General features: G+C 57.4%; 13 protein-coding genes. 9 read left to right on the top strand and 4 right to left on the bottom strand.

The genetic code is table 11. The annotated features are described in order from the left end of the window. Positions 1 to 34: 34 nt before the first annotated feature. Positions 35 to 2035, bottom strand: coding sequence for a transketolase (tkt, locus tag ABEH87_RS14765; RefSeq protein ID WP_346577258.1), 2001 nt, complete (start codon positions 2033 to 2035; stop codon positions 35 to 37). 68 nt (positions 2036 to 2103) lie between these two features. Further along, complete coding sequence (gene tal, locus ABEH87_RS14760; protein ID WP_346577256.1) at positions 2104 to 3054, bottom strand: transaldolase; 951 nt, start codon at positions 3052 to 3054, stop codon at positions 2104 to 2106. A gap of 411 nt (positions 3055 to 3465) precedes the next feature. On the opposite strand from tal, the gene maeB reads away from it, so the two are divergent. After that, positions 3466 to 5745 carry an NADP-dependent oxaloacetate-decarboxylating malate dehydrogenase gene (gene maeB, locus ABEH87_RS14755; protein WP_346577254.1) on the top strand — a complete coding sequence of 760 codons (2280 nt, stop codon included), beginning with the start codon at positions 3466 to 3468 and terminating at the stop codon, positions 5743 to 5745. Between the two features lie 147 nt (positions 5746 to 5892). Here the strand turns inward: maeB and hemF are convergent, their stop codons facing one another. Both hemF and amiA read right to left on the bottom strand, forming a co-directional pair. Further along, entirely contained in the window at positions 5893 to 6801 is a 909-nt protein-coding gene (gene hemF / locus ABEH87_RS14750) for an oxygen-dependent coproporphyrinogen oxidase (RefSeq protein ID WP_346577252.1), read from the bottom strand. 49 nt (positions 6802 to 6850) lie between these two features. After that, positions 6851 to 7729 (bottom strand): N-acetylmuramoyl-L-alanine amidase AmiA, encoded by an 879-nt coding sequence (gene amiA / locus ABEH87_RS14745; protein WP_346577250.1) that lies wholly within the window; start codon positions 7727 to 7729, stop codon positions 6851 to 6853. 207 nt (positions 7730 to 7936) lie between these two features. Here amiA and ABEH87_RS14740 point away from each other — a divergent pair, with 207 nt between their 5' ends. The 8 genes from ABEH87_RS14740 (at position 7937) to cysA (ending at position 14641) form a co-directional block, all read left to right on the top strand. After that, a complete protein-coding gene (locus ABEH87_RS14740) occupies positions 7937 to 8362 on the top strand; it encodes a GNAT family acetyltransferase (RefSeq protein ID WP_346577249.1) in 426 nt (141 codons plus the stop codon). Between the two features lie 60 nt (positions 8363 to 8422). Beyond that, positions 8423 to 8869, top strand: a complete 447-nt coding sequence (locus tag ABEH87_RS14735) for a DUF2919 domain-containing protein (RefSeq protein ID WP_346577247.1) — start codon at positions 8423 to 8425, stop codon at positions 8867 to 8869. A gap of 77 nt (positions 8870 to 8946) precedes the next feature. Next, complete coding sequence (locus ABEH87_RS14730; protein WP_346577245.1) at positions 8947 to 9567, top strand: RpoE-regulated lipoprotein; 621 nt, start codon at positions 8947 to 8949, stop codon at positions 9565 to 9567. Positions 9568 to 9684: 117 nt separating this feature from the next. Further along, positions 9685 to 10581 (top strand): Dyp-type peroxidase, encoded by an 897-nt coding sequence (locus ABEH87_RS14725; protein WP_346577243.1) that lies wholly within the window; start codon positions 9685 to 9687, stop codon positions 10579 to 10581. Between the two features lie 257 nt (positions 10582 to 10838). After that, positions 10839 to 11852, top strand: coding sequence for a sulfate ABC transporter substrate-binding protein (locus tag ABEH87_RS14720; RefSeq protein ID WP_346577241.1), 1014 nt, complete (start codon positions 10839 to 10841; stop codon positions 11850 to 11852). 2 nt (positions 11853 to 11854) lie between these two features. Next, positions 11855 to 12688: a sulfate/thiosulfate ABC transporter permease CysT gene (gene cysT / locus ABEH87_RS14715; protein ID WP_346577239.1), complete on the top strand. Its 834-nt coding sequence runs from the start codon at positions 11855 to 11857 to the stop codon at positions 12686 to 12688. Continuing rightward, positions 12688 to 13563, top strand: a complete 876-nt coding sequence (gene cysW, locus ABEH87_RS14710) for a sulfate/thiosulfate ABC transporter permease CysW (protein WP_346577237.1) — start codon at positions 12688 to 12690, stop codon at positions 13561 to 13563. The genes cysT and cysW overlap by 1 nt, the downstream gene beginning before the upstream one ends. Continuing rightward, positions 13553 to 14641 (top strand): sulfate/thiosulfate ABC transporter ATP-binding protein CysA, encoded by a 1089-nt coding sequence (cysA, locus tag ABEH87_RS14705; protein WP_346577235.1) that lies wholly within the window; start codon positions 13553 to 13555, stop codon positions 14639 to 14641. Before cysW ends, cysA begins: the two co-directional genes overlap by 11 nt. Positions 14642 to 14708: the final 67 nt, after the last annotated feature.

Here is a 14708-nt window from a genome sequence, read left to right as displayed (position 1 = left end):
GTTAAGGCGGTTTTTATCACACTCTGTCTGTGTATCAGTGCGGTTTCAGCAGCGCTTCGGCATGGCTGACGATGTTTTCCACCGTAAAACCAAATTCCGGGAACAGCTTCTCGGCCGGGGCCGATTCACCGAAGCCGGTCATGCCGACGATAGATCCGTTGAGACCGACATACTTGTACCAGTAGTCGGCGATACCCGCTTCCACCGCCACGCGCGCCGTGACGCCGGAAGGCAGCACAGATTCGCGGTAGGCGGCGTCCTGGGCGTCGAACAGGTCGGTAGACGGCAGCGAGACCACGCGCACCTTGTGGCCGCTGGCGGTCAGCTTGTCCGCTGCGCCCAGGGTGATTTCCACTTCGGAACCGGTAGCGATCAGGATCACATCCGGAGTGCCGTGACTGTCTTTCAGCACGTAACCGCCGCGTGAAATATTGGCCAGCTGCTCTTTAGTGCGCTCCGGCTGCGCCAGATTCTGACGTGACAGGATCAGCGCGGTCGGACCGTGATGGCGTTCGACGGCATGCTTCCAGGCGACGGCGGTTTCCACCTGGTCGCACGGACGCCAGACGCTCATATTCGGCGTGACGCGCAGGCTGGCAATCTGCTCTACCGGCTGATGCGTCGGGCCATCTTCACCCAGACCGATAGAGTCATGGGTGTAGACCATAATCTGACGCGCTTTCATCAGTGCCGCCATACGTACGGCGTTACGCGCATATTCCACGAACATCAGGAAGGTGGCGGTATAAGGGATAAAGCCGCCGTGATGGGCCAGCCCGTTGGCAATTGCCGTCATACCAAATTCACGAACGCCATAGTGGATGTAGTTACCGGCCTCATCCTCTTTGATCGACTTCGAGCCGGACCAGATAGTCAGGTTGCTTGGCGCCAGATCGGCAGAGCCGCCTAAAAACTCTTTCAGCAGCGGGCCGTAAGCTTCCAGCGCGTTTTGCGAGGCTTTACGGCTGGCAATTTTCTGCGGATTAGCCTGTAACTTCTCGATGTATTTTTGCGTTTCGGCCTGCCAGTTTTCCGGCATGTCGCCGTTCATGCGGCGGGTGTACTCTGCGGCCAGCTCCGGGTGTGCGGCCCGGTAGGCGGCAAATTTCTCGTCCCACGCTTTTTCCGCTTTCGCTCCGGCTTCTTTTGCATCCCATGCGGCGTAGATCTCTTTCGGGATTTCAAACGGCGGGTAGTTCCAGCCCAGCGCTTTACGCGTCAGCGCCACTTCTTCATCACCCAGCGCCGCGCCGTGAGCTTCTTCTTTACCCGCCTTGTTCGGCGAACCGAAGCCAATCACGGTTTTACAAATCAGCAGCGATGGCTGGTCGGTAACGCTCTGCGCTTCTTTTATCGCACGGGCAATCGCATCCGGGTTGTGGCCGTCAATATCACGGATCACATGCCAGTGATAGGATTCGAAACGCTTCGCGGTATCGTCGGTAAACCAGCCTTCCACTTCGCCATCAATTGAGATGCCGTTGTGGTCATAGAAACCAATCAGCTTGCCTAAGCCCAGCGTTCCCGCCAGCGAGCAGACTTCATGGGAGATGCCTTCCATCAGGCAGCCATCGCCCATAAATACGTAGGTGTGGTGATCGACAATCTCATGCTCAGGGCGGTTAAACTGCGCGGCGAGGGTACGCTCGGCAATCGCCAGACCCACGGCATTGGCCAGGCCCTGGCCCAGCGGGCCGGTGGTGGTTTCCACGCCCGGCGTGTAGCCCAGCTCCGGGTGACCGGGGGTTTTCGAATGCAGCTGACGGAAGTTCTTCAGCTCTGACATCGGCAGGTCATAGCCTGACAGGTGCAGCAGGCTGTACAGCAGCATGGAAGCGTGGCCGTTTGACAGAATAAAGCGGTCACGGTCGGCCCAGGCCGGATTATTCGGGTTGTGATGCAGGAAGTCACGCCACAGGACTTCAGCAATATCAGCCATGCCCATAGGTGCGCCGGGGTGGCCAGATTTGGCTTTTTGCACCGCGTCCATGCTCAGCGCGCGGATGGCATTTGCCAGTTCTTTACGTGAAGACATTATTTCCTCCAGAATGCGTGATGGCGGACAGAGGTCCGCCAGGGGAACAGAGTTGGAAGGTTTGGGAATTACAGGCGTGCCGCCAGCACATCTTCCAGCTTCTGCTGGTCAACGGCGAACTGGCGGATACCTTCTGCCAGTTTTTCCACAGCCATTGGATCCTGGTTGTGTTCCCAGCGGAATTCGGCTTCAGACAGCGGCGCTGGCTGGTGGAAGCCCTGGGTGGATGGCGTCAGCTTACGCTCAACCGGCGCGTTGCTGGCCTGCAGCTCTTCCAGCAGGTTGGGGGCGATGGTCAGACGGTCGCAGCCTGCCAGTGCCAGAATCTGCTCGGTCTTGCGGAAGCTGGCACCCATGATCACCGTGTTGTAACGGTGCTGCTTGTAGTAGTCATAGATGCTGCGCACGGATTTCACACCCGGATCTTCATCCACCACGTACGGGTCAAGCGGTTTACGGCTGTTGTACCAGTCGTAGATGCGGCCAACGAACGGCGAAATCAGGAAGACGCCCGCTTCGGCACAGGCACGCGCCTGAGCGAAGGAGAACAGCAGCGTCAGGTTACACTGGATGCCGTTTTTCTCCAGCTGTTCAGCCGCTTTGATGCCCTCCCAGGTGGAGGCCAGTTTGATCAGAATGCGCGAACGGTCAATGCCGTGTTCTTCGTACATCCTCACCAGTTTTTCCGCTTTGGTGACACACATACCGCGGTCAAAGGAGAGGCGGGCGTCGACTTCCGTCGAAACGCGGCCAGGCACGCTTTTCAGGATCTCCAGACCCAGGTTAACGGCGACTTTGTCGCTAGCGTTGATAATCTGGGTTTCTTTGCTGCCACCCTGTTTTTTAGCGTAGTCGATGGCGTCGGTAATCAGGTGTTTGTAGGAGTCGAGGCCAGAGGCTTTCAGGATCAGAGACGGGTTGGTGGTGGCATCTTCCGGATGGTAATTGCGGATGGATTCAATATCGCCACTATCAGCCACCACGGTGGTGAATTGTTTCAGTGCGTCTAGCTGGTTCATCTAAAGCTCCTTGATAAGCAATCTGTGATGCAAATTTGACCGTGACGCGATGGTTGCACTGTTTTTGACAGGCAATACGCAACAACTCTATCCGACACGGTTGAGTATTCTTAGGCGAAACATTGCATCAGACCTGCGACAATGAAAATGCGTTTTCTCTGATTGTTGCGATGGGTTCGCCCAATGGACAGGCTACAGGGGGTAATTTTTTACTCCGGTGCTTAAAGTGTAGCAGTTCAGTTTGCGGGCACAGCGAAAAAGAGGGGCAGCCCCTGCTGCAGGTGCCGATCGTTTTTTCGATCGGCGCTTATCACGCGATTGCCAATTCTATGCACTTCCTCATGTTTTTCACCCGCCCGGCACTCCTATACTGAATGGTTGTACCCCTACAGAAAAATAAGGATCCTGCTAATGGACGATCAGTTAAAACAGAGTGCTCTCGATTTTCACCAATTCCCGGTTCCCGGAAAGATTCAGGTTTCCCCTACCAAACCCCTCGCCACCCAGCGTGACCTTGCTTTGGCTTACTCGCCCGGTGTGGCCGCGCCGTGCCTGGAGATCGCCGCCGATCCTCAGGCCGCAGACAAGTATACCGCCCGTGCTAACCTGGTGGCGGTGATCTCCAACGGGACGGCGGTGCTGGGCCTGGGGAATATCGGGGCGCTGGCCAGTAAGCCGGTGATGGAAGGCAAGGGCGTTCTGTTTAAGAAATTCGCCGGTATTGACGTGTTCGATATCGAAGTCGATGAGCTGGACCCGGACAAATTGATCGATGTGGTTGCCGCGCTGGAGCCCACCTTCGGCGGCATTAATCTGGAAGATATCAAGGCGCCCGAGTGTTTTTACATCGAGCAGAAACTGCGTGAGCGCATGAACATCCCGGTATTTCACGACGACCAGCACGGTACGGCGATTATCTGCACCGCCGCCGTACTGAATGGCCTGCGGGTGGTGAAAAAGAGCATTTCCGACGTGCGGCTGGTGGTGTCAGGCGCCGGTGCTTCTGCCATTGCCTGTCTCAACCTGCTGGTGGCGCTGGGAATGCAGAAACACAATATTGTGGTCTGTGACTCGAAAGGGGTGATTTATCAGGGGCGTGAAACCCCGATGGCGGAGACCAAAGCGGCCTATGCGGTGGCAGACAGCGGTAAACGCACCCTGGGAGAGGTGATTAACGGTGCGGATATCTTCCTCGGCTGTTCCGGGCCAAAAGTGATGACGCAGGAGATGGTGAAGGTTATGGCGCGCGACCCGCTGATCCTCGCGCTGGCCAATCCGGAACCGGAAATTCTGCCGCCGCTGGCGAAGGAAGTGCGCCCGGATGCGATTATCTGTACCGGCCGCTCGGATTTCCCTAACCAGGTGAACAACGTGCTGTGCTTCCCGTTTATCTTCCGCGGCGCGCTGGACGTGGGCGCCACCGCCATCAATGAAGAGATGAAGCTGGCGGCGGTGCATGCCATTGCCGAACTGGCGCTGGCAGAGCAGAGCGACGTGGTGGCTTCAGCTTACGACGATCAGGAGCTGTCATTCGGGCCTGAGTACCTGATCCCCAAACCGTTCGACCCGCGTCTGATTGTGCAAATCGCCCCGGCGGTTGCGAAGGCGGCGATGGACTCCGGCGTGGCGCGGCGACCGATTGCTGACTTTGACGCCTACCGCGAAAAGCTGATGGAGTTTGTCTACAAAACCAATCTGTTTATGAAGCCCGTATTCTCACAGGCGCGTAAGGATCCGAAACGCGTGGTGCTGGCCGAAGGGGAAGAGGCGCGCGTGCTGCATGCGACCCAGGAGCTGGTGACGCTGGGGCTGGCGAAACCGATCCTGATTGGTCGCCCAAGCGTGATTGATATGCGTCTGCAAAAGCTGGGGCTGAAAATCGAGGCGGGCAAAGATTTCGACGTGGTGAATAACGAATCCGATCCGCGCTTTAAAGAGTACTGGAACGAGTATTATCAGATCATGAAGCGACGCGGCGTGTCACCACAGCAGGCGCAGCGCGATGTGATCGGTAATCCAACGCTGATCGGGGCAATTATGGTTCACCGTGGCGAGGCGGATGCGCTGATCTGCGGCACCGTCGGCGATTATCGTCAGCATTACGATGTTGTGGAAAAGCTGTTTGGCTTCCGCCCGGATGTGAAGGTGGCCGGAGCGATGAATGCGCTGGAGCTGCCGAGCGGTAACACGTTTATTGCCGATACTTACGTTAACGAAGACCCGACGCCGGAACAGCTGGCCGAGCTGACGCTGATGGCCGCCGAAACCGTGCGCCGCTTCGGCATTGAGCCGAAAGTGGCGCTGCTGTCGCACTCCAGTTTTGGCGCTTCCGATGCGCCTGCCGCACGGAAAATGCGCGACACGCTGGCGCTGGTCAAAGCACGGGCACCCGATCTGGAGATTGACGGCGAGATGCACGGTGATGCCGCGCTGGTAGAAAGTATTCGTCAGGACCTGATGCCGGACAGTCCGCTGAAAGGGTCGGCGAATATCCTGATCATGCCCAATGTGGAAGCCGCCCGTATCAGCTATAACCTGCTGCGCGTCTCCTGTTCTGACGGCGTGACCGTCGGGCCGGTGCTGATGGGGATGGCGAAGCCGGTACATGTGCTGACACCTATCTCATCGGTCAGGCGCATCGTCAATATGGTGGCACTGGCGGTGGTGGAGGCGCAGACGGCCCCGCTGTAGCGGTGGCCAGCGGCCGGGACGCTTCCCGGCCGTTCAGAATGTGCTGCGCCAGCCACGAAAATATCGGGGATTAGCCAGCCATGCGGGAAGAAATAAGGAGGGCATTAAAGGTACAACGACCGGGGCGTTGCACCTGAAGTCCGTCGTTTAAATCCACTCTCTGACTACGATGAAATCACGATAAAGTGCCGCTTCCGGGCTGCCTTCTTCAGGCTGATAGTCATATTCCCAGCGCACCAGCGGCGGCATTGACATCAGAATGGACTCCGTGCGGCCGCCGGTTTGCAGGCCAAACAGCGTGCCGCGATCCCACACCAGATTAAACTCAACATAGCGACCACGACGATAGAGCTGGAAGTTGCGCTCGCGCTCGCCCCACGGCATCGCTTTACGCCGCTCGACAATCGGCAGGTAAGCATCGGTAAAGCCGTTGCCCACCGCCTGCATAAAGCGGAAGCTGTGGTCGAAGTCAGGGGTGTTCAGGTCGTCAAAGAACAGCCCGCCAATGCCGCGCTGCTCGTTACGGTGCCTGAGATGGAAGTAGTCATCGCACCATTTTTTATAGCGCGGGTAGACGTCCTCGCCAAACGGCTGGCAGAGATCGGCGGCGGTCTGATGCCAGTGTACGGCGTCTTCTTCAAAGCCGTAAAACGGCGTCAGGTCAAAGCCGCCGCCAAACCACCATACCGGCTCAGCCCCCGGTTTCTCGGCAATAAAGAAGCGCACGTTGGCGTGGCTGGTTGGCAGGTAGGGACTCTCCGGATGGATCACCAGCGAGACGCCCAGCGCTTCAAAGCTGCGCCCGGCCAGCTCGGGACGATGTGCCGTTGCGGAGGCCGGCATCGTGTCGCCATGCACGTGGGAGAAGTTAACCCCTGCCTGTTCGAACACCCGGCCCTGACGCAGAACGCGGCTGCGCCCGCCGCCGCCGCCGGGGCGCTGCCAGCTGTCTTCGGCAAAACTGCCTGCGCCATCGGCCTGCGCCAGCTTGCGACAAATTTCATCCTGAAGGTTGAGCAAAAACGCTTTTACCTGGGCAATATCCGGTGTGTTCATGTAAGGGTCCTGTGACAAAAAAATACGCGTGGATTATACGCTATCTGCTTCAGCCTGTGCGCCTGCCCGCATCATACTCGTTAAAAAAGCTGACGATGCCGTCGGCAATCGCTCCGGCAATCTTCTGACGAAACGCGGTCGTGCCCAGCAGTTTTTCCTCTGCAGGATTGGTGATAAACGAGGTTTCGACCAGTACCGACGGGATGGAAGGGGACTTGAGTACGGCAAACGCGGCCTGTTCGGTATGCTGGCTGTGCAGATGATGCACCGGACGGATCTGCCCGAGTATATGTTTGCCGAGGGTCAGGCTGTTCTTAATGGTGTCGGTCTGTACCAGGTCGAACAGTACCTGTTGCAGGTAGTGATCTTTGGCTGCCGCTTTCACGCCCCCTACCTCATCCGCGGCATTTTCCCGCTGGGAAAGGTAGCGGGCCATGGTGCTGCTGGCACCGCGGTTCGACAGGGCAAATACCGAGGCGCCGTTGGCCGTCGGGCTGGTGAAACCGTCTGCATGGACGGACATAAACAGATCGGCACCGTGCTGGTGTGCGATTTCTACCCGCTCACCCAGCGGAATAAAATGATCGGTTTCGCGCGTCAGGCGTACCTCAATGTGGGCGTGCTCGCTCAGCAGCTGGCGAATATGCTGGGCGATTTCCAGCACCACATGTTTCTCCTCTGAGCCCTCGTGACCCACGGCGCCGGAGTCAATGCCGCCGTGACCCGGATCAATCATTACGATCCTCTTGCCGCTGGCCGGACGAGGCGGCGGCGGGCTGACGGCATGATGCTGTCGCTGACGGATGTGCAGCGTGGCATCTTCTTCTGCGGCGCGGGCCGGGCGGTTGGCCAGCAGGGCCAGCGCCAAGCCGGAAAGCAGAAACCGGCGGCGGCTGGTCAGCGGCGTCAGTTGGGTTATTTTTTTCATGGGAAATCCTGGGGCAAAAAGTGCTTATTGTTATATCGTAACAGTGGCACCACGGCGAGAAGGGAACTATTTCAGGTTTTTACTATTTATTTCAGTGGAATAACCTGCACCCTTATCTTTTTTTGCCGTCAGCCATGTTAACGGGCTTGCACCGCCAGAAGAATGCGTGATAATCAGCAAATTATGCTTAACCACAGGGCAAATTCCATGGAAATCCGCGCATTCCGGCAAGATGATTTTGAAGAAGTAATAACGCTTTGGGAGCGTTGCGATCTGTTACGGCCGTGGAACGATCCTGAGATGGATATTGAGCGCAAGATGAACCACGACCCGGATCTGTTTATGGTGGCGGTGGTCGGGGGGGAAATTGTCGGTACGCTGATGGGGGGCTACGACGGGCATCGCGGTTCTGCCTATTACCTTGGCGTACATCCCGATTATCAGGGGCGTGGTTTTGCCAACGCGCTGATTAACCGCCTTGAGAAGAAGCTGATTGCACGGGGATGTCCGAAGATTAACGTGATGGTGCGTGAAGAGAATGATGCGGTGATCGGCTTCTATGAGAAGCTGGAGTATGAAACCCAGGACAGCCAGCTGCTCGGCAAGCGCCTGATCGAAGACCGCGAGTATTAATCTTTTAACCGCAAAGGCGGCTTTCCGGCTGCCCCGGCACGTTCTTATTGAGTTATTATTTTGACCTATTCCCCCGATGACTACGACGCGAAAGGGCAGCTGCGTCTGCCGCTCTCCTTTTGGGCGATCCTGCTGCTGCTGGGGCGAACCTGGGTACTGTTTATCGCAGCGGGCGCCTCCCGCCAGCAGGGCGATAGCCTGCTGGCGCTGTTTTACCCGGATAATCACGCTTTCTGGCTGGGGCTGGCGTCAGGGCTCCCCGCCGTGCCGGGCCTGTTGCTGACCGGCTACCGTCAGCGACTGCCGCGTCTCTGGCAGGCCTGGCGCTGGGTGCTGGTGCTCAGCCTGATGCTGACGCTGGGTATGCAGTCAGCCTCGCTGTGGCAGGACGAGGAGCAGGCCTCTTCACTGGTACTGATGGCGTCGCTGCTGGATATTCTGGCCCTTGCGGCGCTGCTGTTTTACCGCCGGCTGCGTGACTGCTTTGATCCGGCTGAAAATCATTAAAAAGAATAACCAAACTTTTACGGCGATCCACACTCAAACCAGTACGGAAGCCCCTGATAATGCATACTGGAGTCGCAATGAAAACTTTTCGCCCGGCGTTACTGCTGGTCACTTTTATTCTCGCGGGCTGCGCCGGCTCGTCTTCTCAGCCTGAGCAGGCTTCGACCTCGACCTGGTGGAATCCGATCTCCTGGTCATGGTCCAGCCTGTCGCCAGTGCGCTGGTTCAGTTCATCGCTGACCCTCTCGGAGCAGGGCCTGGGCGACGTTAACGGCACCACGCTGATGCAGCGCGACGTGCTGAACGATGCGCTGGACGATCGCTATTATCTGCGGCGGGGAGTGCGCACTGCTGACGGTAACATCGTTCATTTCTGGCAGGGCGTTAACAGCGACAAACAGGTGAAAGTGGAGCTGGTGGGCGATAGCGCCGTCAGCCGCATTGATGTGATGGATAGTGACGTCAGCACCGCGAGCGGCGTGAAATTCGGCAGTTCATTCAGCGAACTCTACAGCAAGGCCTTCGGCGTGTGCCAGAAAGGCAGTGGCGCTGACAGTGCCAGCGTGGAGTGTAAAGCCCCCGGCAGCCAGCACATCTCTTATGTTTACAGCGGCGACTGGCACGGTCCGCAAGGCCTGATGCCCTCTGACGATATGCTGAAAAGCTGGACCCTGAGCAAGATGATCTGGCGGCGTTAATCGTGCGCATTTAAACACCACAGTAAACCTGCGTTTAAACACTCTCCTGGCCCTGACTTCAGGTAATATGTTCGGAAAAACCGATCAGAAATACCCTGAACGCCAGGAGAGAGAAACATGTCCCATTTTCAGAGCGGCATCTTATTAGAGCATCGCCGTTTTGCCATTTATCTTGAAGCCATGGTTGAAGGGGATATTGACGCCATCCGCCACGGCAGCCAGCAGTTTATTCAGCAGCTCACCGGGTTACAGCAGCGCTACCCTGATGCCGGGTTAGGGGCGGTGATCGCCTTTGGTAACGGGCTGTGGAACGATCTCTGCGCGGGTCACAGCTGCGCAGAGCTGAAAGACTTCCAGCCGCTTGGCAAGGGTATGGCACCGGCCACCCAGCGCGATATGTTGATTCACATTCAGTCACTGCGCCATGACGTGAATTTCAGCGTGGCGCAGGCCGCACTGGCCGCGTTTGGTAGCGCCATTCGCGTTGTTGAAGAGACCCACGGCTTCCGCTGGACGGAAGATCGCGATCTGAGTGGGTTTGTCGATGGTACAGAAAATCCGCAGGGCGAGCAGCGTCAGGCGGTGGCGATTATTGCCAGCGGTGATAATGCCGGGGGCAGCTATGTGTTCAGCCAGCGCTGGCAGCATAATCTGGCGATGTTTAACCGCCTTCCGGTGGCTAAACAGCAGCAGATTATCGGGCGCACGAAAGAGAGCAATGAAGAGCTGGAGGGCGAGGCGCGTCCTGCCACTTCGCACGTAGCCCGCGTCGATCTGAAAGAGAACGGTAAGGGGCTGAAAATTCTGCGTCAGAGTCTGCCTTACGGCACAGCCAGTGGGACAAACGGGCTGTTCTTCCTTTCCTACTGCGCCACGCTGTATAACATTGAACAGCAGCTGTTAAGTATGTTTGGTGAAACGGACGGTAAGTTTGATGCCATGCTGCGTTTCACCAGGCCGGTTAGCGGCAGCTATTTTTATGCCCCGTCCCTGACTCAGCTGGCGGCATTGTAAGGGCCTGAGACGCCCCTTATCGCGCGACGATCCGCAGGGGGCGACCTTGGTTGCCGGTCTACCCGACCGGCATGACACGTTTTTTCCGCCCGATCCGCCTCATTCCCGTGCCCTGCATAATCAATTCCACACGCTTATAGCGTTTTCTGCTTGTAAAGCACCAAACGGTATATAAAACCGTTACAGCTTTTACCCTGGTTATAAATAAACTGAACAGACTTCAGGCCGGTTAACCGGTGATTTACTCAGGGTGCATAATGACGTTACCGACGGTAAAAAAATTTGTTACAGCCTCCGCGCTGTCGCTGCTGCTGAGTGCGGGCGCGCAGGCAACCGAGCTGCTGAACAGCTCGTATGACGTATCACGTGAGCTGTTTACCGCCCTGAATGCGCCGTTTGAAAAGCAGTGGGCCCAGCAGCATCCTGGCGATCCGCTGACCATCAAACAGTCTCATGCCGGATCGTCCAAACAGGCGCTGGCGATTTTGCAGGGGCTGAAAGCCGATGTGGTGACCTATAACCAGGTCACAGACGTCCAGATACTGCACGACAAAGGCAATCTGATCCCGGCTGACTGGCAGCAGCGTCTGCCCAACAGCAGTTCACCGTTCTACTCCACCATGGCTTTCCTGGTGCGAAAGGGTAACCCGAAGAACATCCACGACTGGAACGATCTGGTGCGTGATGATGTAAAACTGATTTTCCCGAATCCTAAAACGTCAGGCAATGCCCGTTATACCTATCTGGCTGCCTGGGGTGCCTTTGACCGCGCCGACGGTAAAGATAAGGCGAAAACGCAACAGCAGATGACGCAGTTCCTGAAAAATGTCGAGGTATTTGATACCGGCGGGCGCGGAGCGACAACGACGTTCGTGGAGCGCGGTCTGGGGGATGTGCTGATCAGCTTTGAGTCGGAGGTGAACACCATCCGCAACCAGTACGCCAAAGACGGCTATGAAGTGATCGTGCCAAAAACCAATATTCTGGCGGAGTTCCCGGTAGCGTGGGTCGATAAGAATGTCGAAAAGAACCACACGGAGGACGCCGCGAAAGCGTACCTGAACTATCTCTATACGCCGCAGGCGCAGCAAATTATTACCCAGTTCTATTACCGGGTGAATAACCCTCAACTGATGGCTGAACAGAAAGAGCGTTTCCCGCAGACCGAGCTGTTCCGCGTAGCAGATGAATTTGGCGGCTGGGATCAGGTGATGAAAACCCATTTCGTCAGCGGTGGCGAACTGGATAAGCTGTTAGCGGCGGGGCGGTAGGCATGTTTTCAACCCGCAGTAAACGCGTACTGCCCGGATTTGGTATCAGCCTGGGCAGCAGCCTGTTTTTCACCTGCCTGATCCTGCTGCTGCCGATCAGCGCGCTGCTGATGCAGCTGTCGCAGATGACGCTGGCACAGTACTGGGAAGTGATTACCAACCCGCAGGTGATGGCGGCGTATGAAGTGACGCTGCTGGCGGCGGGCGTTGCCTCTGTGTTTAACGCGCTGTTCGGCATGCTGATGGCGTGGATACTGACGCGCTATCGTTTTCCCGGCCGCGCGCTGTTGGATGGTCTGATGGACCTGCCGTTTGCGCTGCCGACAGCGGTGGCCGGTCTGACCCTGGCGGGACTGTTCTCGGTCAACGGCTGGTACGGTGAGTGGCTGGCGCAGTTTGGTATCAAAGTTTCCTATACCTGGCTCGGCATTGCCGTGGCGATGGCTTTTACCAGCATTCCGTTTGTGGTGCGTACCGTTCAGCCGGTGCTGGAAGAGCTGGGGCCGGAGTATGAAGAAGCGGCAGAAACGCTGGGCGCATCACCGTGGCAGAGCTTCCGCCGCGTGATCCTGCCGGAAGTTGGCCCGGCGCTGTTGGCGGGGACGGCACTCTCCTTTACCCGCAGTCTGGGGGAGTTTGGTGCGGTGATCTTTATCGCCGGAAATATCGCGTGGAAAACCGAAGTGACTTCACTGATGATTTTTGTGCGTCTGCAGGAGTTTGACTACCCAGCCGCCAGCGCGATTGCCTCGGTGATTCTGGCAGCATCCCTGCTGTTGCTGTTTGCCATTAACACCCTGCAGAGCCGCTTTGGCCGTCGTATTGGAGGTCACTAATGGCTGATGTCAGCGATTTTAACGGCGCAGAGCGTGCGCGGGTTCAGTGGGGTAAGTGGGTACTGATCGGGCTGGGGATGCTGATCTCCCTGCTGCTTCTGGTGATCCCGCTGGTGGCGATTTTCGCTGCGGCATTATCTGAAGGGCTGATGGCGACGTTTGCCAACCTCGGCGATGCCGATATGCTGCATTCCATCTGGCTCACCGTACTGATTGCGCTGATTACCGTGCCGGTTAACCTGGTATTTGGCACGCTGCTGGCCTGGCTGGTGACGCGTTTTACCTTCCCCGGCCGCCAGCTGCTGCTGACGCTGTTTGATATCCCGTTTGCCGTCTCGCCGGTGGTTGCCGGGCTGATGTACCTGCTGTTCTGGGGTGTCAACGGGTCGGCGGGGGGCTGGCTCGATGCGCACAATATCCAGCTGATGTTCTCGTGGCCGGGAATGGCCCTGGTCACTATTTTCGTTACCTGTCCGTTTGTGGTGCGCGAGCTGGTGCCGGTGATGTTAAGCCAGGGCAGCCATGAAGATGAGGCAGCCGTGTTACTGGGTGCATCGGGCTGGAAGATGTTCTGGCGCGTGACCTTACCCAATATTCGCTGGGCGCTGCTGTACGGCATCGTGCTGACCAATGCCCGCGCTATCGGTGAGTTCGGTGCGGTATCGGTGGTTTCCGGCTCGATTCGCGGTGAAACCTATACCCTGCCTTTGCAGGTTGAATTACTGCATCAGGATTACAATACGGTCGGCGCATTTACCGCTGCCGCTCTGCTGACCCTGATGGCTATAGTGACGTTGTTTTTGAAAAGCGCAGTGCAGTGGCGGTTAGAGAGCCAGCAGAAGCGTTTGCAACTGGAGGGGAAGGATGAGCATTGAAATCGGCAACATCAATAAATTTTTCGGCAAGACGAAAGTCCTGAACGATATTTCTCTGGATATCCCTTCCGGGCAAATGATGGCACTGCTGGGACCGTCGGGTTCCGGGAAGACCACATTACTGCGCATTATCGCTGGCCTGGAAAATCAGAACAGTGGACGCCTGAGCTTTCACGGTAAAGACGTCAGCCGGGTTCATGCCCGCGACCGTCAGGTAGGCTTTGTGTTTCAGCATTATGCCCTGTTCCGCCACATGACCGTGTTCGACAATATTGCCTTTGGCCTGACGGTGCTGCCGCGCCGTGAACGGCCGTCCTCCGCAGAGATAAAGCAGAAGGTGACGCGCCTGCTGGAGATGGTGCAGCTCGGCCATCTGGCGGGGCGCTTCCCGTCGCAGCTTTCCGGTGGACAGAAACAGCGCGTTGCGCTGGCACGTGCGCTGGCGGTTGAACCGCAGATCCTGCTGCTGGATGAACCTTTCGGTGCGCTGGATGCTCAGGTGCGTAAAGAGCTGCGCCGCTGGCTGCGTCAGCTTCACGAAGAGCTGAAGTTCACCAGCGTGTTCGTCACTCACGATCAGGAAGAGGCGATGGAAGTGGCCGATCGCGTGGTGGTCATGAGCCAGGGGAACATTGAGCAGGTCGGCACGCCGGATGACGTCTGGCGTGACCCGGCAACGCGCTTTGTGCTTGAGTTTCTCGGTGAAGTGAACCGCTTTGATGGCGAAGTACACGGCTCGCAGTTCCACGTCGGGGCGCATCACTGGCCGCTGGGTTATACGCCTGCGCATCAGGGGCCGGTAGAATTGTTCCTGCGCCCGTGGGAAATAGACGTCAGCCGTCAGAGCAGCCTGGAAACGCCGCTGCCTGCTCAGGTACTGGAAGTCAGCCCGCGCGGGCATTTCTGGCAGCTGGTGGTCGCACCTGCTGAATGGAGCGGTGAGCCGATTACCGTGGTTATGGAAGGGAACCAGGTCGCTCCGGTTCGCGGTGAACGTCTGTTTGTCGGCCTGCAACACGCCCGCCTGTATAATGGTGATACGCCGTTACGGCCTGTTGCCTTTGCGCAAAGCGCCTGATATTTTTCTCAGATATTATTTAGCGTATAAAGGGTCGGTTTTTCCGGCCCTTTGCCATTTCATGCCG

Origin of the sequence: Erwinia sp. Eh17-17 (genome assembly GCF_039675725.1) — a bacterium.
In the GTDB taxonomy this organism is placed as follows: Bacteria; Pseudomonadota; Gammaproteobacteria; order Enterobacterales; family Enterobacteriaceae; genus Erwinia.
Note: the sequence above shows the minus strand (reverse complement) of the source record. Positions and strands in the feature narration are given on the sequence as shown.